Genomic DNA, 21,760 nt, shown 5'->3' with positions numbered 1-21,760 from the left:
GCGGGAGCCGTCCCGTGCCGGAACCCCATGATGCCCGCGGGGGCCGGGTGCGCGTGGTTACCGGCGAAGGGTCACGGGGCAGTGACCGGTCGTACATCGAACGTCCCGGCGATCTCGACGCCGTAACCCGCGTTGACCCAGTAATCGAACGCGCCCGGCTCGACCCGCCACAGCCCATCGCTTCCCACCAATGCCAATGCGTCGCCCGCGATGCGGAGCGCCACCCGCGCTTCGGCCCCGGCCGCCAGCGTCACCCGCGCGAATGCCTTCATCTGTCGGGCGGGGCGGGTGCGGCTCGCCACCTGGTCGAGGACATCGACGCGGACCAGTGCCGATCCGGTCCGTGCGCCGACGTTGCGGACCAGCACCGACATATCGACATCCGCACCCGCCGCGACCGTCGCCGGCATGTGCAACGCCGATAGCGCGAAGCGCGTATAGCCCATGCCCGCGCCGAAGGGATACAGCGCCCGGTCCGGGGCGTCGCGCCAATGGCTGCGCCCCGCCGCCATCGGATCGCCGTCCGGTGCCGGCCGCCCGGTACTGCGCCGGTCATAGGACCAGGGTTGCTGGCCGGTTGCCATGGGGAAGCTGACCGGCAACCGCCCGGTCGGTTCGACCACACCGAACAGGATGTCGGCGACCGCCGCCCCGGTCTGTTCGCCCAGGAACCATGTCGCCAGCAGGGCCGGCGCATCGCGGACCGCCCCGTTCAACGCCAGCGCCCGACCGTGGCGCAGCAATACGACGATCGGCGTGCCGGTTGCCGCAATCGCTTCTGCCAAAGCCTGTTGCGCCGCCGGGACGGTGATATCGACACGGCTATTGCCTTCGCCCGACATGTCGGCACCTTCGCCGATCGCGAGCAGGGCGATGTCGGCGGCCTGCGCGGCGGCAACCGCGCGGGCAATCCCGCCCGGCAGCGGTTCGCTGATCCCGCTGCCCGGTTCGACAACCAGCAGCGCCGGATCGGCCATCCGTGCCCGCAGCCCGGTTGCCAGGTCCATACCGTTCCCGGCCGTCTCCGCGAACGACCATGGGCCGTTCAGGTTGGCACGATCCGCCCCGAACGGACCGATCAGTGCCAGTCGCTTGCCATGCCGCGCCAGTGGCAGCAGGTTCCCATCGTTGCGCAGCAACACGATCGATTTCATCGCGACCTCACGTGCGATCGCGCGGATCGCCTTCCTCCCGGTTTCGCGCCGTTCGACCCGCGCATCGATTGATCGGAACGGATTGTCGAACAATCCCAGCCGCTCTTTCAGCGTCAGCACCCGTCGCACCGCCTGATCGACCGCCGCCACCGGCACCTGTCCCGTTTCGACCAGCGCCGGCAAGTGGCGGACATACAGCCCGCTCTGCATCGACATGTCGATCCCGGCGAGGATGGCGAGCCGCGCCGCATCCGCTTCGTCGGCGGCGATGCCATGGGCGATCAATTCGCGGTCAGCGTCGTAATCCGACACGCATACCCCGTCGAAGCGCAGGTCGCCGCGTAGCAGATCGGTAAGCAGCCCCCGGTTGGCGGTGACCGGTACCCCGACGAAATCTGTGAAAGACGCCATCGTCGCGCCGGCCCCGGCGGCAAAGGCGGCGACGAACGGCGGTACGAACGTCTCGCGCAGTTCGGCCATGCTCATGTCGACCGCTGCATATTCCATGCCGCCCCGCACCGCGCCATAGCCGACGAAATGCTTCGGCGTCGCCAGCAGCGCGTCGGGTCGCGTCAGGTCGGGCCCCTGGAACCCCTCGACCCGAGCCTTGGCGAGGAGGCAGTTGAGCAGCACATCCTCCCCCGCGCCCTCCGCCACCCTGCCCCAGCGCTGGTCGCGGGCGACATCGACCATCGGAGCAAAGGTCCAGTGGATGCCACCGGCCGTCGTTTCGCGCGCGATCGCCCGCGCCGCGCGTTGCGACAGGTCAGGATCGAACGCCGCCGCCTCTGCCAATGGGATCGGGAAGATCGTGCGGCAACCGTGCAGGACGTCGGCGGCAAAGGCGAGCGGAATGCCCAGCCGGCTGGCCGGTGCCGCTTCCTGCGCACGCCTGGCGCCGGCGGTGCCATAGCCGTTGAACATCATACCGATCCGCCCGGCGCGGATGTCCGCCAGCATCGCCGCCGCGCCACGCGGATCGACAACGGGATTGAAGACGGCGCCGACCGGGCGGATTTCATCGTTGAAGCAGCTGAGCTGTCCGGCCTTTTCGGCCAGTGTCATCCGCGCGATCAACGCCTCTATCCGTGACGAAGCCGCACGGACCGGACGCGCCACAAGCATCGCCGTAGCGGTCAGCAGGGACGTTCGCAGACCATCCCGGCGGCGAAGCAGCGCCCGCCCCGACCATTGTTGCGCAACCGCCACAGCGCGATCCTATTACATCGTGTTCGTTATACCATGATTGCCGCGTTTCGGGCTGGGGTCTAGATGTAACCGGTCCCAACGATGTCGGGGCCAACGAATTCCAGAGGTGGGAGAGGATCATGCTGTCATTCAATCGCAACGCTGCGCGTGCGGCGCTGCTGGCAAGTGCGGCGCTGCTGCCGGCCGCCGCCTGGGGACAGACCCCGCCGGCGGATGCGGGTTCGGCGCAGGCCGGGACCGCGACAACCGATGACGAACAGGACGTCATCGTCGTCACCGGAACGACCTCGCGCGATCGTCCGCTCATCACCGCTTCGGCAGACATCACGCTGGCCGACCGTGCCGACATCGATCGGCGCGCGCCGCGGTCGACCGCCGATATGCTCGAACTCGTGCCAGGCATCTTCGTCGAGGCGACGGCGGGACAGGTGTCGAACAACTATTCGGTGCGCGGCCTGCAGGGTGGCGGCCAGCGGTTCGTCCAGCTCGAAGAGGACGGGATGCCGATCCTCTATGGCGGCGGCGGGGCCGACTTCTTCTTTGATCAGGACCTGACCATCGACCGGCTGGAAGCGGTGAAGGGCGGTTCTTCGGGCGTGCTGACCGTCAACGGCGCGGGTGCGACGATCAACTTCATCTCGAAGCGGCCGAACTTCAGGGAAGCCGAGGGGGCGGCGCGCGTCACCGCCTATAACTACGGCATGAAGCGTGGCGATTTCTATTATTCGCAACCGCTGAGCGACAAGCTCGCCTTCAATGTCGGCGGCTATATCCAGTCCAGCCCCGGCGTGCGTGAGAACCCGTTCGACTATGCCGGCTGGCGGTTGAAGGGGATGCTGGAATATCGCTTCGATGGCGGCGGCTATGCGCGACTGTCGGCGAAGGGCGGCGATGTCGAAAACGCTTATTATGCCACGATGCCGTACCGGCTCGACGGCGGCAAGGTGCGCGGTATTCCGGGGTTGGACACGCAGGACGGCAATGTCGGCGGCGATTCCTTTGCCAATATTGCGGTGCCGGTATCGACCTTCGCTCATCCCAGCGGCTTCCGCGAATTCCGCTATCGCGACGGGATCAAGGCGAAGACCGCACAGGTCCGCTTCGACATCGAAAAGCCGGTGGGGGATACGGTCGACCTGTTCGCCCATGTCCGCTACCTGAAATATTCGTACGACTTCAACGGGCTGTTCCCCGGTTCGGGGACGGGCAATGCGGGCCTGACCAGCGCGCAGAACTACCTGACGCCCGGTGCGGCCTCGCCGATCAACGACCTGCTGACGCTCGGCCGGGCGGCCTATCCGGCCGCGACTCGCTTCGGGATCAAGAACCTGCGGACCGGCGTGGTGCTGGGGTCGAATCAGACCGCGCAGCTGGCCGCCTTGGCCGGCAACGGTTTTCTCCAGCGGACGACGCTCAACCACGACTATATCGACGGCCGCGATTTCGGTGCGAATGTCGGCGGTCGCTGGGAATATGAAAACGACCGGTTCAAGAACTCGCTGACCGCCGGCGTCATGTACTACAACGTGATCCGCAAGCAGGATCAGTCGGCGACCGGCAGCATGGTCAACGACGTGAAGACCAACAGCGACGTATACGACATCGTGGCGCTGGACGGTAACAACCAGGTCATCGGCACGCTGTCCGACAACGGCCTCGTTTCCTATGGCGACTGGGGCGCCGGCATTCGAGAGCGCCGGGATTCGGCCGTTTCGCTGTATGTGAACGACGAAGTGGCGTTCGGCGACCTGCGCGTCGACGGTGGCGTGCGCTGGGAAAGCGACGATGCGACCGCGCTCGACGGCAATCAGCTGGCGGTGAACCAGGCGGTGCAGCCGGGCGTCGGCGGCGTGGTCCGCAATGTCGGGTCCAGCTTCGACGGTACCTTTGCGACCCGGCAGCGTACGCGGCGCAAGGCATCGTACACCGTCGGTGCAAACTATCTGATTACCCCGAACTTCTCGGTCTATGCCCGCTATGCCAACGGGTTCCAGACGAACAATGTCGACCCGATCACCACCATCGAGCTGTACGAAGCCGGCGTCCGGTATGAATATGGGAGGGTCTTTTCCGGTTCGGCGACGGTGTTCCGGACCAATTTCGACAACCAGAATTATAATTTCGCCAACCCCAACAACCCCTCTCAGCAACAGAACCTGAACGCCGACCTGCGGACCAAGGGCGTCGAGATCGATTTCGTGGTACGCCCGACGAACTGGTTCTCGGTCGATTTCCAGGGGGTGTTCCAGGACCCGCAGCTGCTCAACCTCGAACTGGACGGTGTCGACCAGGGGGCGGCATTCGAAGGCAACCGGCCGGAGCGGACGCCAGCACGGCTGTTTACCATCATGCCGACGCTTACGCTCCCCGACGGGCGGGGTGAGGTCTATGCCCGCTACAAGTATGTCGGCAAGATCTTTGCGGACAACGGCAACGGTATCGCGCTGCCCAGCTATGGCGTTACCGGGATCGGCGTGAACCTGAACCTCAGCCAGCGGGTGCAGCTGAACCTGAACGCCGACAATGTGTTCGACGTCGTGGGCCTAACCGAAGGCAATCCGCGCCAGGGGCAGACGCAGGCGATTACCGATGGATATTTCTATGCCCGCGGTATCGTCGGCCCGACCTATGGCGGGTCGCTGACGTTCCGGTTCTGAACGTCCGGGGTGCCGTGTCTTGCGATACGGCACCCCCTATCTTTACGGAAGAGGTGGCGGATGAAGACTGTAGCGCGGTGGATGCTGGCTGGCGCGATGCTGGCGGGAACGGGACTGGCGGTGGCGCAGCGTCCGGCCAAGGTGCCTGAGCTGGCGTATCAGCTGAACGAGGGACAGAACCTCAACGCCTTTGTCCGCGAGGGGCCGGTCGCGGCGCATCTGCTGCTGCGCAACGGCACCGATCCGCGCATCCTCGTCGCCTTTCCGGCAGGTAACAGCGGCGTAGGGTTGTGGTTCGAACCGCTGGCGCGTGCGGCGACGTGGCGGTTGGAACAGCCACCGCACCCGACCACCGCACCCGGCGTTGTCGGACCGCAGCCCGCGATCGTCATCATAGCCAGTATCGAAGCGCCGCAGCTCCGTATCAGGCAGGCGGTGTTGTCGAGCATCCGCTTCCTCCGCGACTATCAGTCGGTCGGTCGTTTCCCGTCCGAGGTCGCGGTCGATCCGGTCGTCACGGACAACACCATTCGCTGGAGCCGTCCGCGCCTCGATGGCAAGCCCGGCTATCTCCTGCAGGTGCGGCTGTTGTCGGGCAGCATCCGGGGCGGGGCGCTGGTCGCCGACATCGGGCGGCCGATCCGCATGGAGATCACCGCGTCGAGCGGAGAGGCGCCGCTGACCGGCCTTGCCCCGAACGAGTTGCTGAACGCCCGCGCCGCCGATGATCCCGGCGCGCGTAACGCGTTGCGGTTCCTCAGCTATCGCGAGAAGTTCCTTGCCGGATCGTGGCGGTTCCAGACCTATTTCGGGCGCGACACGCTGATGTCGGTGCGCCTGCTGATGCCGGTGTTGCAGCCGCAGGCGATCGAGGCCGGGCTGGGATCGGTGCTGGCGCGGCTGGATGCGCGCGGCGATGTCGCGCATGAAGAAGGCATCGGCGAATTCGCCGTCCTCGACCGGCGGCGGCATGGCGGTAGCGGCGACGCCGCGGTGCTGGATTATGCGATGGTCGATGACGACTATATGCTGGCTCCCGTCGCCGCCGCCTATCTGCTCGACCATGGCAATGCGGCCGCAGCGCGCGCGTTCCTCGACCGGCCGCTGGTCAGCGAGGGTGTGCCCGGCACCACGGCGCCGGCGGGCAAGGGGCTGGTGCGCAACCTGCGCTTCGTCCTCGACACCGCGCGGCCCTTTGCCGACGATCCCGGCTATGCCCGGCTGGTCGCGATCGGGAAGGGGCGGCTGACCGGGCAGTGGCGGGATAGCGAGGAAGGGCTGGGTCGCGGGCGCTATGCCTATGACGTCAATGCGGTATTCGTACCCGCGGCGCTGGAGTCGGCCGCACGGATGCTGCGCGCCGGGCTGCTCGACCGGTATATGACGGCAGAGGATCGTGCGGCACTGGCACGGGCGGAGGCGATGGCGGCCATTTGGCGCCAGCGCGCGCCGCAGATGTTCAGGGTGTCGCTGCCCGCAGCGCAGGCGAAACCCCGGATCGAAGGCTATGCGCGCAGCCTGGGCATTCCCGCCGCGCCGGCGTTGGCCGCGATAGGTGGCGATCCCCTCGTGTTCCATGCGATCGCCCTCGATGACGAAGGACGCCCGATCCCGATCGTCCATTCCGACGAAGGCTTTGCGCTGATGTTTGCCGACCCGTCGCCGGCCGACCTCGAAACCTATGTCACTGCCGCGATGCGGCCGTTTCCGGCGGGGTTGATGACCGATATCGGGATGCTGGTCGCCAACGCCGCGCAGACCGATGCCGTGGTGCAGGCCCGCTTCACCCCCGCCGCCTATCACGGCGCAGTCGTGTGGTCGTGGCAGCAGGCGCTGTTCGCCGCCGGCCTTGAACGTCAACTCGCTCGCCGCGACCTGCCCCCCACGACACGGGCAGTGCTGACCGGGGCACAGACGACGCTGTGGCGGGCGATCGACGCCACCCGCGCGACGCAGAGTTCGGAACTATGGTCATGGGCCTATAGCGGTGGCCGCTACCGGGTCGTCGCGTTCGGCGCAGGCAAGCAGGACGTCGACGAATCCAATGCCGCGCAACTGTGGAGTACGGTGTACCTGGCGGTCCAGCCGCCGCGCCGTCTCAGGTCAGCGACAGGAAGGCGGTAACCGTCAGCCGTCCCCGCGCCGGATCGTCGCTGAGCGTTGCACGGGCCGGGATGACGCCGCTGTGCAGCAGCGCGCTGCGATAGATCACAGCGCGGTTGCGGCGGGCGTCGACCGCAGAGACCTGTTCGAACTGAGCGCTCGATCCGGCGATATAGGCGGCGGGCGGGGGCGCGGTGCGGACCTCGGCGCTAAGAGCGCCGAGATAGGCTGGCGCCCGCAGCGCGTCGATCGTCTCGAACCCCGTTGCGCGGTGGCGGTAGAAGGCGGTGCCACCGCTATCGTCCGTGCCCAGATAATGGACGAGCGCGATCCGGTTCGGGTCGACGGCATCGAAATGCGGCAATCGCTGCTCGATCGACAGGCGCGCGGGCGGGGTGGTCACCAGCGAGAAACTGGCATCGAGCAGCGCGATCCCGCCGCGATGACCGAACACATGTGCCACCACCTGCGACAGCGCCGGTCGGACCGCCTGGAAATAATCGTCCGGCAATGCGCCCCGCACGCCCGGATATTGTCGCCGCGCCGGTTCGAAGCAGGCGTCGGCGGCAAAGGCGCGCAAGCCATCGGCGTCGGGATGGAAATGGTCGACGATTGCGATCGGCTGTCGCTCCGTCCCGATCCGCCGGGCAACGACGTCGGGCGCGGTCACGCCGTACCGATCATCGCCGCCAGCGCGGCGTCATGCATTGGCAGGGTCGGTGCGGCACGGGCGATGACGTCGGCAATCTGGCGAACCTGCGCGCGGTTGGTCACACCGTCGATCGCGTCCGCCAACGGATTATGGCCGCGCGCGACGATCCCCTGACCGTTCAGCACTGCCAGCCAGCTCGCTTCCCGGAACAGCTCGTCGGGATCGAGGATGATCCGACCCGAGCGGCGATACTGGTCCTTTCGCGCGCGCAGGGTTTCGGGCAGCGCCATCGTCCGGCAATGCCGCCACAGCGGATCGTCCCGGCCGCTGGTCGCGTGATAGTGCAGGATCAGGAAGTCCTTGATCCCGTCCATGTCGCGGGCGAACACGTGGTTGAACCGGTCGGCCAGCGCCGGATCGCAATCGCGGGTGGGGAACAGTGTCAGCAGCTTGGTGATACCGCTCTGGATCAGGTGGATGCTGGTCGATTCCAGCGGTTCGAGGAACCCCGACGACAGCCCGATCGCGACCACATTGCCCCGCCACGGACGCCGCCTGGTGCCGGCGGTGAAGCGGAGGAAGCGCGGATCGGCCAGCGCTTCGCCGTCGAGATTCGCAAGCAGCGTCGCGGCCGCTTCATCATCCGACAGATAGCACCCGGCATAGACATAGCCGTTGCCGGTACGATGCTGCAGCGGAATGCGCCATTGCCACCCCGCCGCCCGCGCCGTCGAGCGGGTATAGGGCGTGGTCGCCGCGACGCGGGCGCACGGTACGGCGACAGCCCTGTCGCACGGCAACCAGTGCGACCAGTCCTCATAGCCTTCCCCCATTTCACCCTCGATCAGGAGGGCGCAAAAACCCGAGCAGTCGATGAACAGGTCCCCAGCGATCCGATCGCCGCGATCGGTCGTCAACGCGGTGACGAAGCCGGTTTCGCCATCGCGTTCGACCCTGCGCAACGTCCCTTCCACGCGGACGACGCCGGCCGCTTCGCTCATCCGTCGCAGGAAGGCGGCGTACAGCCCCGCATCGAAATGATAGGCGTACCCCAGCGTCGACAGGATCGACCGCGCATCCCCCGCCGGCTTTGCGAACCGTCCCTGTGCCGCCAGCTGTGCAGCGAGCGACAGCGCGGGCAGCGGCAGGTCCATCCCCTCCGCCCGCGCCTTCAACCAGCGGTGATGGAACGCGACGCCAGGCAGGGTCGCGCCGAACTGGCCGAAGGGGTGAAAATAGCGATGGCCCGGCGCGGTCCAGTCCACGAATTCGATGCCCAGCTTGAACGTGGCCTTCGTCGCACGCAGGAACTCGGCCTCGTCGATGCCGATCAGGTCGTTGAACCAGTGGATCGTCGGGATGGTCGCTTCCCCGACACCGACCGTGCCGATCGCATCGGATTCGAGCAGGGTGATCGCGACGCTCTGTCCGAAGCTGCGCGACAACGCCGCTGCCGTCATCCAGCCGGCGGTTCCACCCCCCAGAATGACGACATGGCGAATGCGATCCGTTGCTTCCATACGATCCTTGGTAGAGTGCCGGGGGATGGTTGAGAACCGGCTATGGTACGATATTGGGTGGGCTGCACGACGCCGGCGACACCATCGTTCGGGAAAGGACGGGCAAGATTTGCCTTCGACCTTCGTATCCGCGACAGCGGGTCGTCCGCATTCCACGCTGCGGCGCGTGAGGTAGGGAAACGGCGATGGACGAATTTGCACGAATAATGAGCATGGAGGGGGTGCGGCCGCTCGGCCAGACAGGTGACAAGCCGCGTCGCGGTCCCGAGAAACGACCGACACCCGCCCGGCAAAGTGCCGTGCCGCCATCGCCATCGCCATCGCTGTCGCCATCGGCGCCGGTCGGTCATGCCTGGGTCGATGGCGCCCGTGCGCGCACCGCCCTGGAAACGTCGCTCACGCGGCTTGCCACCGAAATCCGCGAGGGGCGCCGGGGCTGGGCGACCGGCATTCGTCAGGACGGAACGACGGTCAGCTTGCCCGCTTCCGCAGGCGCGGCCGCGCTGCTCGGCACGGCGGATCGGCAGTCGTTGCGGCTGATGCTCGTCGGCGGGGACGGATGGACCTTCGTCATGCACCCCCTGATGGGTGTCGCGACACTGGACGAGGACCCCGCCGACGGCAGCTAGCGGGGCGATGCGATCAGGGCGATGCCATCGGTTGCTTGCCCGACGGAGCTGGGTCGATCACCAGAACCAGCCGCTGTTCGCCACTGGCGGTGATCGGAGGGGATCGATGGACGATCGCCCCGTCAGGCGCCCAGCCCAGCCCCTTGAACAGCGCCACATCGCCCGGCGCGAGCGACCGGATGTGGAGATCGGCAAGGTCGACACCGCGTCGAAGCGCCGCGGCATCGGCATCCGACAGCCACTGTGTCCCCCGACCGGCATAGGTGGTGATGAGGCGCACCGTGACATGATCGGCGTGGAAGCGCCGGCAGGCATCGGTTTCGACGATCTCCAGCCGGATCGACACGGCATCGCAACCGGCGATCCGCGCGACGCTGGTCGCAAGCAGGCCGATATCGTCGGCGAGCGCAGCGACACATGCCGATGGATAGTCGGCCGCGGCCAGCGCGGTCCGTAGGGCGGCATCGACATCGCACACCGGTGTCGTCAATCCGATGTCGTCGATCGCGGGCCAGCGGCGGGAGTCGGGCAGGGAAGGGCCGATCCGTCGCTCCCAGATCGCGAGATTGGTGCCCTCCTCGCGGATCATATCGAGGATGTCGGCATCGTCGCACGAAGCGACGTGGTTGCTATCGGCACGAATTCGTTCGGCGAGGGTCATGCCGCTTTCGTCCCACGCAGACCAAGCGGCGATGGCGGGCTTACATCGTCTGGCGCGCGGGGAGCGTCCGACGCCATGGCTGCCTCGCCCGATGGTTCGATTGCACGCAAAGGGTCTTTCATCGGCACACCATCACAGTTTTAGAGAGATGAAATGGTATCACATAACATTTGATTGGAAAACGGTAGTAACGGTCGCTACCTGGCGTCCGCCCCTTGGCGATGCCGCGCCCGGTCGCACGAACCTTCCGGGATTAAACCCGGCTCACCGCTCGTTCCCGTCACGAACATGATCGCGAAGGGGGAATGAAACGATGTCGAGAACGATGCTGCGCCGAGCGGTCATGGGCTTGCTAGTGCTCTGTACGACGCCGGCCGCCGCGCAGACGACGGTATCGACCGGCCTCGATCATAGCAGCGGCAGGTTCGGTACCGGCCAGCGGATCGATACGTCGAGCGCGTCGATCGGCGTACGGATGAAGCGCAAGCGGGTTGGCGTGGTTGCCAACCTGCCGGTCGTCCGTGTCGATGCGCCCGAGAATATCGTGGTGGCCGGCGGTCCGCTCGGCCTGCCTATCCTGATCGACCCGACACGCCCCGCCACCCGCAAGCAGCGCAGCGGGCTGGGCGATGCGACGATCGGTGCGTCGGTGCAACTGGTCGAGCCACGCCAGCACCATGTCGCGCTGGCGGTCACCACCGCCGCCAAGTTGCCGACCGCGTCGGCGGCGCGCGGGCTGGGGACCGGCAGGGCCGATTTCTCCGTCGGTGCGGAGGTCGCGCGTCCCGGCAAGCTGACGCCGTTCGCGGCGCTGGGCTACACCGTCGTGGGCCAACCCGCGGCCTATCGACTGGAAAATGTCACGACCGCGCGGGGTGGTGTCGCGTTACGGGTCGGGCGCGAGGCGGAGGTCAGCCTGTCCTACAACCACGCATCGCGCATCAGTGCCGCTGCCGCCGATCGGGAACAGGTAGCTGCCGGACTGGAGACGAACCTTTCGCACCGCCTGTCGCTGGGCGTTCAGGGTAGCGCCGGGCTTAGCCGCGGAGCGCCCGACGCGAGCGCAGGATTGCAGCTGGGGATCAGGTTGTAACGGCGAGCGGGCGCAAGCTGCGCGCCCGGCCGCCCGCCAAGCGCAGGTCCCTTGGCGGCAGGAACCACTTATTGCCGAACCGGCACAAGGGCCTGCCGGATCGGCTCCACCCACCGGTCGCGATCGATGTCGTACACGATGAAGTCGCTGTCGAACTGCCAATATGCCCAGGGAAAGCCATGCGCCTCCGCCTCGCGTCGAACGGTCGCGGTATAGCGGGCTCGCGCCGCCATTGGCGTGCCGCTCTTTTCGTACGCGCCGAACTCGCCCATCAACACCGGGCGATCATTGGCCTTCGACCATAAAGCCACCTTGTCATAATCGGCCTTGATCCGCGCTTCGTCGGCGGCCGTGAACGGCACGTCCTTTACGCCGACCATATCCTTTGCCCATGGCGCGCCCTGATGGGTGAAGCGAAACGGTTCGTACGAATGGAAGGTCACCAGGATATTGCGGTCCGCCTTCGGCAGTTCGAGGCCGGACAGTTCCTCCAGGTTGTTCCACCGCGTCGGTCCGATCACCAGCGTGCGTGTCGGGTTGGTTGCCCGGACCAGCGGGATCAACGTGCGCAGCATCGCGTTCCAGCGTGCCTTGTCCAAGGGCGCGTGCGGTTCGTTCAGCAGCTCGAACAGCACCGTGTCGGGGGCATTCCGGTACCGTTCCCCGATCTGGGTCCAGAAGGCGATCAGCCTGGGTTCGCAGGCGTCCGGGGCGTCGGAACAGATGTTGAAATCATGTTCGTCGATGATAACCCCCAGCCCCGCGGCGGTCGCTTCGCGCACCACCCGGTCGAGGGTCGCAAGCCATTGCGGATCGAGCCGGTTCTGCGCGTCCATATGGTCGAACGACTGCAGCACGACCCGAACGAAGTCGAACCCGCCCTGCTTGATGATCTGGAAGTGGCGGGTCTGGAACCGGGCCTTGGCCGGGTCGCGCCAGAGCGGATCGTAGCCGAGGATATTGACTCCGCGCCGCAGCCGTGACGCCGTGCGCCATGCCGAGGTTGCCCCAGAGGCAGGGGAGGCTTTCGCCTGCGTCGACGCCTGACCCGTCGCGATCGGCTGGGCGACCGCGGGGGCGGCCAGGGTCATGGTCAATGCCAACAGCAAATGGTGATGCCGCACGGTGCGAATCCTTAGAAGAAGGGCGAGGTTCGAACCGATCGGTAGCCGATCTGTCCGGTCCTGTCCTGCCGTCCGATACAAGGCTGCCGTGCGGGGCACCGGCACCCATCGGCGCGACCAGCGTCAGTTCGCAGCGCAACTACCTTCAACTTGGGTGCGGTCCGGGGTTAGGGACGGTGTCATCGGTGGCAACGCGAAGAGGCGGAGGAAATAGCCGACGAACCGGCGGGCCAGTACGTCCATCTCCTCCGATCCGGCCGCCGCAACGCCCCAGAGCCGGCGGTTCTGTTGTGCAGCGGTCATGCCGATCAGCACGCGCGCCATGTCGGTTGCGCCTTCGTCACGCAGCCGTCCGGCATTGATCCCTTCGGCAAGATAGGCGGCCAGGGCGCTTTCGATATGGCCCGCCGCCTGCTGGTAGAAGATCTGGCCCACTTCGGGAAAACGGCCGCTTTCCGCGACCACAAGGCGCCATGCCGCAACCGCATCGGGATGGGCGGTCTTGTTCATGAAACTGCGGCAGAAATTGACGAGCGTTCCCTCCATCTCGCCCGGCGTCAGCAGTTCGCCCTGCACCTGTTGCCGGAACGCGGCGGTCACGTCGGAAATGACGGCGCCGAACAATTCCTCTTTCGAGCGGAAATAGCTCCACAACGTCGCCTTCGATCCGCCCAGCGTCTTGAGCAGGCCCGACATCGACGTGGCGGCATAGCCGTCTTCGAGGAAGGACCGGCGCGCGGCGGCGACGATCGCGTCGCGGCGATCCTGTTTGCGGGCTTCCCGTTTGCCCAGCGGTCGGCAGTCGGTATCGGTCATAAACTGTACCGCCGGGTACAGAAAAATCTTGACAGGTGCAAGGTGCAGGATCATGGGGCGAAGCGTACCCCCTAGTACGGTTTTCGCCATGACCCGATCGACCTTCCGGGATGCAGCGCGCCGCATGGCACCGCTGTCGATCCTGCTCCTGTCCGCCTGCGCGAGCGTGCCGCAGCTCGGCCCCACGCCCGAGGTGGCGACCCCCGCGTCGTTCGCAACCGGGCGCAGCCTTGCCGGAACCGGGGACGCTTCGTGGCCTGCCCAGGATTGGTGGCAGGGCTATGGCGATGCGCAGCTGAACACGCTGATCGCCGAGGCGCTGGCCGGATCGCCCGATCTGGCCGCGGCGACGGCGCGCGTGGCGCATGCGGAGGGTTATGCACAGCAGGCCGGTGCCGCAAGTCTGCCGTCGCTGGACGTCACCGGCAATGTCGCGGCGACCAAGCAGAGCTATAATAACGGCATCCCCGCCGCGTTCGTGCCGAAGGGGTGGAACGATACCGGGCGCGTGCAGGGCGAACTGGGCTTCGACCTCGACCTGTGGGGCCGCAACCGGGCGGCCTATGCGGCGGCGCGGTCGGACCGGGCGGCGGCGGAACTCGACCGGGCGCAGGTCGCGCTGACCCTGTCGACCAGTGTGGCCGACGCCTATGCCGACCTTGCCCGCCTGTTCGCCGAACGCGCAGTGGCGCAGGCGGCATTGGGGGTGCGGCAACAGACTGCGACGCTGACCGCCGACCGCGTGACCGGTGGGCTGGACACTCGTGCCGAGCTGAAACAGGCGCAGTCGGCGGTGCCGGCCGCACGCGCCGATCTGGCCGCGACCGACGAGGCGATCGCGCTGACCCGCAACCGGATCGCCGCCCTGCTGGGCAAGGGGCCGGATCGCGGCCTGTCGATCACCCCGCCCGCCGCGACGATCACCCCGCGCGGCGTGCCGGCGGGCGCCGCCACCGACCTGATCGCCCGTCGTCCCGATATCGTGGCGGCCCGCACGCGGGTCGAGGCGGAGGCAAGCCGGATCAAGGTCGCGCGCGCCGACTTCTATCCCTCGATCAGCCTCTCGGCGGTGTTCGGCCTGCAGTCGCTGGGCCTTGGCAACCTCATCAACGGTGGATCGACTACGGGCAGCGTCGGTCCGGCGATCAACCTGCCGATCTTTCGCGGCGGTCAGCTGCAGGGGCGCTACCGCGTGGCACGGGGCAGCTATGACGCGGCGGTCGCCGATTACGACCGCACCGTCACCGACGCCTATCGCGCGGTCGCCGATGCGGTGGTGAGCCAGCGCGCGCTGACCACGCGGCTGGGGGAATCGCAACAGTCGCTGGCCGATGCGCAGGCCGGGTACGATGTGGCACGGCTGCGTTTCGAAGGCGGACTGTCGCGCTTCACCGACGTGCTGGTCGCACAGGACCGCGTGTTGCAGGCACGCCGGGCCGTCACCGAATTGCAGGCACGCGCCTTTACGCTTGATGTCGCACTGGTTCGCGCGCTGGGTGGCGGTTTCTCCGCACCGGCGACCGCGCAGCGCAATGAGAAGGATTCGACCCATGGCTGATGCCGATCCCGCCGACCGCAGCTTCGCCGATGCCAAGGCCACATCGGACACCGCCGCCCCGACCAAGCGCAAGAAATGGCTGGCCGGCATCGCGGCCGTCGTGCTGATCGCCGGGGCAGGCTATGGCGGCTGGTACACGCTGGTCGGCAGCCATTATGTCGAAACCGACAATGCCTATGTCGGTGCCGAAACTGCCCAGGTCACGCCGATGGTCGCCGGACAGGTCGTGGCGATCGGCGCGTCGGAAACCCAGATGGTGAAGCGCGGCGACGTGCTGGTCCGGCTGGACGACAGCGACGCACGCATCGCGTTGGCGACGGCACAGGCCGATCTGGCCAAGGCCCGCCGCCAGTTCGGCCAGACCGCCGCGACCAGCGGCGCGCTGTCGGCGCAGGTCGAGGCAAAGGGTGCGGAAATCGTCAGTGCCCGCGCGCAGGCGGCATCGGCGCAGGCGGCGTATGACAAGGCACAGGTCGATTACAACCGCAGGCAGAAGCTTGCCCCCAATGGCGCGGTGTCGGGCGACGAACTGACCGCCGCGACGAATGCGCTGGCATCGGCCCGCGCCGCGCTGGCGCAGGCCCGCGCGGCGGTGGCGGAGGCCGCGTCGCAGCGTAGCGCGGCGGCGGGCAATCTTGCGGCGAACCAGGCGCTGATCCAGGGCGCTACGTCGAACAGCGCGCCGGACGTGCTGGCGGCGGAGGCACGGGTGCGCCAAGCGCAGCTCGACATCGACCGCACCGTCATCCGCGCGCCGATCGATGGCGTTGTCGCCAACCGGACCATCCAGGTGGGCCAGCGCGTCGCCGCCGGCACCACGGTGATGCGGATCGTCCCGGTCAACAGCGCCTATGTCGATGCCAATTTCAAGGAAGGGCAGCTGACCAAGGTAAAGCCTGGCCAACCGGTGAAGCTTACTTCCGACCTTTACGGCGACGATGTCGAATATCACGGGCGGGTCGTCGGCTTTTCCGGCGGCACCGGATCTGCCTTTGCGCTGATCCCGGCGCAGAATGCGACCGGCAACTGGATCAAGGTCGTGCAGCGCCTGCCGGTCCGCGTCGCGCTGGACCCTAGGGAACTTGCGGCACATCCGCTGCGCGTCGGACTGTCGATGACCGCCGAGGTGGACGTTTCGGGGCGGTAAGTGGCCCTGCGCCGGACCGTACCCCCGTGCAGGCGGGGGGGGCAGAGTCCGACAGGATACGGTTCGTGCTTGGCCCTGGACACCCGCCTGCGCGGGGGTGCGGGGAAAGCCGGGTTGGAGGGAAACCTTCAAGAAGGAGCAGTCGGCATGACCGGCCAGGATGATTTCAAACCCTTTACCGGCACGAAGCTGTTGCTGGCCGGGCTGGTGCTGGCGCTGACCAACTTCATGGTGGTGCTGGACACGACCATCGCCAACGTCTCGGTCGGGCATATCGCCGGGTCGCTCGGCATCTCGACCAGCCAGGGGACGTGGATCATCACCTCCTACGCCGTGGCGGAGGCGATCTGCGTACCGCTGACCGGGTGGCTGGCCGGGCGGTTCGGGACGGTCCGGACGTTCGTGTTCGGGATGATCGGTTTCGGCGTCTTCTCGATCCTGTGCGGGCTGTCGACCAGCCTCGCGATGATCGTCGTCGCGCGGATCGGGCAGGGGCTGTGTGGTGGCCCGCTGATGCCGCTGACCCAGACAATGCTGCTGCGCATCTTTCCAAAGGAAAAACACGGTCAGGCGATGGGCATGTGGGCGATGACCACCGTCACTGCGCCGATCCTGGGCCCGATCCTGGGCGGGACCATTTCCGACAGCTGGTCGTGGCACTGGATCTTCTTCATCAATATCCCGGTCGCGATCTTCTGCGTGTTCGGTGCGCTCCGCCTGCTGAAACCCGCCGAGACGAAGCGCGAGAAGCTGAAGGTCGACAAGATCGGCCTTGCCCTGCTGATCCTGTGGATCGGCGCGCTGCAGATCATGCTCGACATCGGGCGCGAGCATGACTGGTTCGAGGACCCGACGATCGTCATCCTCGCGCTGATCGCGGCGGTCGGCGCGGCGGTGTTCGTGGTATGGGAACTGACCGAGCGGCAGCCGATCGTCGACCTGCGCGTGTTCCGCCACCGAGGGTTCACGGTCGCGGTCGCGGCGCTGTCGTTCGCGTTCGGGACCTTCTTCGCCTCGGTCGTGCTGATCCCGCAATGGTTGCAGGCCAGCCTTGGCTACACGTCAACCTATGCCGGCTATGCCACGGCGTTCAACGGGATGGGCGCGGTTATCATGTCGCCCTTCGTCGCCAGGATGCTGAAGAAGCATGATCCGCGTGCGCTGGTCTGTTTCGGCATTCTCTGGATCGCGGCGGTCAATCTGTTGCGGGTGCAATGGACGACGGGTGCGGATTTCTGGACGCTCGCCTTTCCCCAGATCGTGCAGGGGTTCGGGATGCCGTTCTTCTTCATCCCGCTGACCACCATCGCGCTCGGCGCGGTCGAGCCGAGGGAAACGGCATCGGCAGCGGGCGTCATGAGTTTCCTGCGCACCATGGCCGGCGCGATCGGGACGTCGGTTTCGATGACGCTGTACGGTGACAACATGACCGTCGCGCGCAGCGAGATGGTGTCGCGGCTGAACGCCGATCCGACGGCGCAGGCGTTGCAGGCGCAGGGTTTTTCGACCGAACAGGCGCGCGGCGTGATCGAGCGGACGGTGACGCAGGAAAGCAGCACGCTGGCGATCAACCACATGTTCCTGCTCTCGGCGATCATCTTTGCCGGCGCGGCGCTGATCATCTGGTTGGCCCCGCGCCCGCGGCGCGCGCCCGCACCGGGGGCGGCGCACTAAGGGGGGGCAGGCCTTGCCGTTGCAAGGCAGTCTTATATTAGAGCTGGATCGACGGTACGCCGATCAGGCGCTGATCGCCTCCGGCACGCGCCAAGGGTCGAAATAGGGATGCGCCAGCACGCGGCGGGCGTTGCGCTCGCCGATCGCGGTGTCGTTGACCAGTCGGCTGCCGGCAACGGTGCGGTAATGGGCGACGCATCCGTTCAGCCGCACGAAGCGCCCCCCGGCGGCGGCGGCACGGGTGTAGAAGTCCCAGTCGTTGCAATTGTGGAAGCTGGGGTCGAAGCCCTGGACCCGTTCCACCAGGCTGCGGCGGACCACCGACCAGCTGGGTCCGATCACGCCGCCGCTCATCAGCCCGGCACCGATGCAGCCGCCATCCCACCCGCATTCGGGTCCCGTCGGCGGGGCGTCGCCCTCAATTCGTGCGAAATGGCCCACGATGATGTCGTGTCCTGCCGTGACCGCCGACGTCAGCATGGTTTGCGCGGCACCCGGCAGCCAGACGTCGTCGCTGTCGAGGAACGCGACCCACTCGGCGGTGGCAAGCGCGACGCCGCTGTTGCGCGCCTGCGATGCACCGACATTACGCGGCAAGATGGCGGCCTGAACCTTGTCATGGGTTGCGGCCAGTGCGCGGATCACCGTCGCACTTGCGTCGCTGGACCCGTCGTCGACGACAATCACCCGGCAGGGCGAATGGTCCTGCGCGAGGACGCTTTCGACCGCGTCGGCAACGACATGCGCGCGGTTATGACAGGGGATCACGACGTCGTACGACGCGAAGCGGGGCGGAATATGCTGCATGTCCGCCCCTTGCCGCCACGCGCTCCCGCGATCAAGGGTCAGCGCGGACCGATCCCGACGCGCGCGCCGGCATAGAAATACCGTCCGACCGGTGAGATCGGCAGATTGGTCTCAAACCCGATGTCGGGCCGCTGGTCGATCAGGTTGTTGACCCCGCCGTAAAAGGCGAAGCGCTCGTTGACGCGCACGTGTGCCTGGACGTCGTGGCTCCACAATTCCTTGTAACGGAAGTAGCGCGGATCGACGAGGGTCGGGTTGCTGTCGGTATCGATCCGGGCAAAGCGGCGGACACCGTTCTGCCAGCGCAGGTTATAGCTGAGCGTCAACGCGCCGTTGTCCCAGGTCGGCGAGAAGGCGAGTGTGTAGCGCGGGCGGAACGGCTGATCGACATTGTTTTCCGCCACCGCACCCGGTGTCGCGACCTGTTCCAGCCGGTCGAGATAGCCCCCCACCAGCCGCAGGTCGAAGCTGCCCATGCGCGCCGTTGTGAAGCGATAGGCGATGTTCAGTTCGGCACCGGCGGTGCGGAATGCGGCGACGTTCTGTGGTTGCACGATGAAGCCGTCGATGAACCCACTGCCGGTCGCGCGACTGATCGCGCCGCAATAGGCATTGTCGAGGCTGGGCTGATCGACGCACAGCTCCGCGATCTTGTTGGCATCGGGTGTCGCGATCGCATCGGTCAGGTCGATGTCGTACCAGTCGAGCGCGACCGACAGGCCGGGGACGAAATCGGGACGCAGCACGACCCCGGCGGTCCAGGTTCGCGCGACTTCGGGCCGCAGGCTGCGATTGCCCGACTGCGTACCTGGAATGAAGATCGTCGCGTTGGGATTGTTCGCGGCGGTGAAGGTCGCCGGAATGCCGCCCGCAGCGGTGATGAGCGACTGGCAGTTGGCGGCGCGGAACTGCGTGCCGAGGGTGCGGTTGGCGAGGTAGCAGGGGTCGGAGAAGAAGTTGCTGGTGCCGGTTGCCGCGCGGAACAGCTCGCCGATATTGGGCGCGCGCACCGAGCGGCCGTACGACCCGCGCACGCTGATCGCGGGGATGGGCGCATAGATGCCGTTCACCTGCCACGTCCGGGTCGTGCCGATCGTCGAATAGTCCGACAGCCGCCCCGCCGCGCCGACCGACAGCAGATGGGCGAATGGTACGTCCTTCAGCAGCGGCGCGTTCAGCTCGCCGAATGCCTCCCACACGTCGAAGCTGCCGCGCGACGGGGTGGGGATGATATATTCGTCATATTGGTAGAAGGCGTTGTCGAGCAGCGCCTGTGCCGGATCGAACCGGCTCGATTCCCTGCGATATTCGCCGCCGGCGGCAAAGGCGACCGGGCCGCCGGGCAGCGCGAAGAACTGGCCGAAATCGCCGGTCAGCGCGGCGTTGACGACATGCTGTTCGATCCGCGCGTTGCTGACCGGATTGCTGAGATAATAGCCGAACGAGCGCCCGTCGACGGTCCGCCCGCCAAAGGTGTTGACCGGTACGCAGCCAGCCGCCCGCGCACTGGCCGATCGACACACGATCTGTCCGCTGACGTCTCGTACCGCGTCGACCGCCTCCAGAAAGCGGTCGTTCAGCCGGTCGTTCAGCTTGGTCGCGCGGACGTCGGTCCGGCCATAGGTGTAGGACACGTCATAGGCCGCGTGGTCCGACACCCTGCCACTGACGTCCAGCACCCCGCGCCAGGTCCGGCGGCGGTCGGTCTCACCCCGCCTTGGAATGTCGAAATTGTTGCGGCTGATATCGACCGAGGTCAGGCCGGCGGCACGCGCGGCGGTCAGGATCGACAGCGGAATGTACGGATTGTCGAGCGCGATGGTCGCGGGATAATTGCCGCCATAGCCGCTGAAGCTCGTCACCTCGCTCTGGACGAACTTGCCCTCGGCCGACAGTTTGAACGCGTCGGAGACATCGAACCGAGCGAGCGCGTTGACCGCGTGCCGTTCGGAGCGCGGCAGGATGTCGCCGATATACCCTGCAACCGGCGTATCGTCGCCGCCGATCGAATAGCCGTCGTTCAGCAGGAACCGGCCCGGCGTATAGACTGCGCCGTCCCCGCGAAACACCTGGTCGCCGATCACGACATAGCCCTGATTCGAGCCGTAGGGGTAGCGCAGGTCGCGGATCGGGGCGACCTTGTAACTGCCCGAGCGCGTCGGGTCGTAATCATCGACGTTCACGAAATATTGCCGCTGGGCGAGCGTCAGATAGTCGCGGTCGTCATTCGCCAGCGGATCGTCGGCGTTATATTCATAGGCGAGCGTCAGGTTGCCGCGCCCATCGGCGAAATTGCGCCCGGCGATGATCGAGGCAAAGCGGTTGCCGGCATCGCCGCGTTCCGAAATGCCCGCCTGCACCCGCGCCGCCACGCCGTCGAAATCGCGGCGCAGCACGAAGTTGACGACGCCCGACACCCCGTCCGCGCCATAGATTGCGGAAGCCGCACCGGTCAGCACGTCGACGCGCTCGATCAGGTCGGTCGGGATCGCATTGATATCGACCGCCGCCGTATCGGGCTGTCCCGCGACATGCCGTCGCCCGTTCACCAGCACCAACGTGCGGTTGGCGCCCAGCCCGCGCAGGTCGAGCAGGTTCAAGCCGACTTGTCCCAAGGCTCCATCGGCCTGGCTGCGCCCGGCGGTGCGCGTGCTGTCGAGCGAATTGGTGAGCGCGGGCACGCGTTGCAGGAATGTCGTGACGTTGGTCGTCCCCGACTGGCGCAAATCCGCTGCCCCGAACGATACCACCGGGTTGGGCGCAGCATAATCGGGGCGGGTAATGCGCGATCCGGTGACGACGATGTCCTCGCCGGTGTCGGTCGCCGGTGCGTCCTGCTGGACAGTCGGTGCGTCGGGCGTGGCGGTGGTCTGGGCCTGTGCGCTGGCGGCGGCAAGGAATGCCACCCCGGACAGGAGGTGGCGGCGCGCAATGGTCGGCATGGTCGAGATATCCC

Annotated in this window: 15 protein-coding genes; 7 read left to right on the top strand and 8 right to left on the bottom strand. The window is 66.8% G+C overall.

The annotated features are described in order from the left end of the window. Positions 1 to 71: 71 nt before the first annotated feature. Positions 72 to 2,231 (bottom strand): glycoside hydrolase family 3 N-terminal domain-containing protein, encoded by a 2,160-nt coding sequence (locus QZ755_RS09660; RefSeq protein WP_294322279.1) that lies wholly within the window; start codon positions 2,229 to 2,231, stop codon positions 72 to 74. Positions 2,232 to 2,482: 251 nt separating this feature from the next. On the opposite strand from QZ755_RS09660, the gene QZ755_RS09655 reads away from it, so the two are divergent. Beyond that, complete coding sequence (locus QZ755_RS09655; RefSeq protein ID WP_294322277.1) at positions 2,483 to 5,020, top strand: TonB-dependent receptor; 2,538 nt, start codon at positions 2,483 to 2,485, stop codon at positions 5,018 to 5,020. A 60-nt stretch (positions 5,021 to 5,080) separates the two neighbouring features. Continuing rightward, positions 5,081 to 7,144 (top strand): hypothetical protein, encoded by a 2,064-nt coding sequence (locus QZ755_RS09650; RefSeq protein WP_294322275.1) that lies wholly within the window; start codon positions 5,081 to 5,083, stop codon positions 7,142 to 7,144. Here the strand turns inward: QZ755_RS09650 and QZ755_RS09645 are convergent. Then, entirely contained in the window at positions 7,119 to 7,793 is a 675-nt protein-coding gene (locus QZ755_RS09645) for a DUF6445 family protein (protein WP_294322273.1), read from the bottom strand. The genes QZ755_RS09650 and QZ755_RS09645 overlap by 26 nt on opposite strands. After that, positions 7,790 to 9,295, bottom strand: coding sequence for a tryptophan halogenase family protein (locus QZ755_RS09640; RefSeq protein ID WP_294322272.1), 1,506 nt, complete (start codon positions 9,293 to 9,295; stop codon positions 7,790 to 7,792). Before QZ755_RS09640 ends, QZ755_RS09645 begins: the two co-directional genes overlap by 4 nt. A 185-nt stretch (positions 9,296 to 9,480) precedes the next feature. On the opposite strand from QZ755_RS09640, the gene QZ755_RS09635 reads away from it, so the two are divergent. Further along, entirely contained in the window at positions 9,481 to 9,924 is a 444-nt protein-coding gene (locus QZ755_RS09635; RefSeq protein WP_294322270.1) for a hypothetical protein, read from the top strand. Positions 9,925 to 9,937: 13 nt separating this feature from the next. Here QZ755_RS09635 and QZ755_RS09630 read toward each other — a convergent pair whose 3' ends face one another. Next, on the bottom strand, positions 9,938 to 10,585 hold the full coding sequence (locus tag QZ755_RS09630) for a DUF1826 domain-containing protein (RefSeq protein WP_294322268.1): 648 nt from the start codon (positions 10,583 to 10,585) through the stop codon (positions 9,938 to 9,940). 355 nt (positions 10,586 to 10,940) lie between these two features. On the opposite strand from QZ755_RS09630, the gene QZ755_RS09625 reads away from it, so the two are divergent. After that, entirely contained in the window at positions 10,941 to 11,678 is a 738-nt protein-coding gene (locus QZ755_RS09625; RefSeq protein ID WP_294322325.1) for a transporter, read from the top strand. Between the two features lie 68 nt (positions 11,679 to 11,746). On the opposite strand, the gene QZ755_RS09620 is transcribed toward QZ755_RS09625, so the two are convergent. Both QZ755_RS09620 and QZ755_RS09615 read right to left on the bottom strand, forming a co-directional pair. Further along, positions 11,747 to 12,769 carry a glycoside hydrolase family 5 protein gene (locus tag QZ755_RS09620; RefSeq protein WP_294322266.1) on the bottom strand — a complete coding sequence of 341 codons (1,023 nt, stop codon included), beginning with the start codon at positions 12,767 to 12,769 and terminating at the stop codon, positions 11,747 to 11,749. Positions 12,770 to 12,925: 156 nt separating this feature from the next. Beyond that, positions 12,926 to 13,618, bottom strand: a complete 693-nt coding sequence (locus tag QZ755_RS09615) for a TetR/AcrR family transcriptional regulator (protein ID WP_294322264.1) — start codon at positions 13,616 to 13,618, stop codon at positions 12,926 to 12,928. An 88-nt stretch (positions 13,619 to 13,706) separates the two neighbouring features. On the opposite strand from QZ755_RS09615, the gene QZ755_RS09610 reads away from it, so the two are divergent. The 3 genes from QZ755_RS09610 to QZ755_RS09600 all read left to right on the top strand — a co-directional run bounded on the left by QZ755_RS09610 (position 13,707) and on the right by QZ755_RS09600 (position 17,997). Beyond that, positions 13,707 to 15,176 carry an efflux transporter outer membrane subunit gene (locus QZ755_RS09610; protein WP_294322263.1) on the top strand — a complete coding sequence of 490 codons (1,470 nt, stop codon included), beginning with the start codon at positions 13,707 to 13,709 and terminating at the stop codon, positions 15,174 to 15,176. Beyond that, a complete protein-coding gene (locus tag QZ755_RS09605) occupies positions 15,169 to 16,323 on the top strand; it encodes an HlyD family efflux transporter periplasmic adaptor subunit (RefSeq protein WP_294322261.1) in 1,155 nt (384 codons plus the stop codon). Before QZ755_RS09610 ends, QZ755_RS09605 begins: the two co-directional genes overlap by 8 nt. A 147-nt stretch (positions 16,324 to 16,470) precedes the next feature. Further along, positions 16,471 to 17,997: a DHA2 family efflux MFS transporter permease subunit gene (locus QZ755_RS09600; RefSeq protein ID WP_294322260.1), complete on the top strand. Its 1,527-nt coding sequence runs from the start codon at positions 16,471 to 16,473 to the stop codon at positions 17,995 to 17,997. 63 nt (positions 17,998 to 18,060) lie between these two features. Here the strand turns inward: QZ755_RS09600 and QZ755_RS09595 are convergent, their stop codons facing one another. Then, positions 18,061 to 18,804, bottom strand: a complete 744-nt coding sequence (locus tag QZ755_RS09595; RefSeq protein WP_294322258.1) for a glycosyltransferase family A protein — start codon at positions 18,802 to 18,804, stop codon at positions 18,061 to 18,063. Positions 18,805 to 18,842: 38 nt separating this feature from the next. After that, complete coding sequence (locus QZ755_RS09590) at positions 18,843 to 21,746, bottom strand: TonB-dependent receptor (RefSeq protein WP_294322257.1); 2,904 nt, start codon at positions 21,744 to 21,746, stop codon at positions 18,843 to 18,845. Between the last annotated feature and the right edge of the window lie 14 nt (positions 21,747 to 21,760).

It is taken from the genome of uncultured Sphingomonas sp. (assembly GCF_913776855.1).
Taxonomy (GTDB): Bacteria; Pseudomonadota; Alphaproteobacteria; order Sphingomonadales; family Sphingomonadaceae; genus Sphingomonas.
Note: the sequence above shows the minus strand (reverse complement) of the source record. Positions and strands in the feature narration are given on the sequence as shown.

Bases quoted from the DNA above. Each gene is read 5' to 3' on its own strand.
- QZ755_RS09595 (WP_294322258.1), bottom strand. From the start codon at position 18,804: ATGCAGCATATTCCGCCCCGCTTCGCGTCGTACGACGTCGTGATCCCC.
- QZ755_RS09620 (WP_294322266.1), bottom strand. From the start codon at position 12,769: ATGACCCTGGCCGCCCCCGCGGTCGCCCAGCCGATCGCGACGGGTCAG.
- QZ755_RS09600 (WP_294322260.1), top strand. From the start codon at position 16,471: ATGACCGGCCAGGATGATTTCAAACCCTTTACCGGCACGAAGCTGTTG.
- QZ755_RS09650 (WP_294322275.1), top strand. From the start codon at position 5,081: ATGAAGACTGTAGCGCGGTGGATGCTGGCTGGCGCGATGCTGGCGGGA.
- QZ755_RS09615 (WP_294322264.1), bottom strand. From the start codon at position 13,618: ATGACCGATACCGACTGCCGACCGCTGGGCAAACGGGAAGCCCGCAAA.
- QZ755_RS09610 (WP_294322263.1), top strand. From the start codon at position 13,707: ATGACCCGATCGACCTTCCGGGATGCAGCGCGCCGCATGGCACCGCTG.
- QZ755_RS09635 (WP_294322270.1), top strand. From the start codon at position 9,481: ATGGACGAATTTGCACGAATAATGAGCATGGAGGGGGTGCGGCCGCTC.
- QZ755_RS09640 (WP_294322272.1), bottom strand. From the start codon at position 9,295: ATGGAAGCAACGGATCGCATTCGCCATGTCGTCATTCTGGGGGGTGGA.
- QZ755_RS09590 (WP_294322257.1), bottom strand. From the start codon at position 21,746: ATGCCGACCATTGCGCGCCGCCACCTCCTGTCCGGGGTGGCATTCCTT.
- QZ755_RS09605 (WP_294322261.1), top strand. From the start codon at position 15,169: ATGGCTGATGCCGATCCCGCCGACCGCAGCTTCGCCGATGCCAAGGCC.
- QZ755_RS09655 (WP_294322277.1), top strand. From the start codon at position 2,483: ATGCTGTCATTCAATCGCAACGCTGCGCGTGCGGCGCTGCTGGCAAGT.
- QZ755_RS09630 (WP_294322268.1), bottom strand. From the start codon at position 10,585: ATGACCCTCGCCGAACGAATTCGTGCCGATAGCAACCACGTCGCTTCG.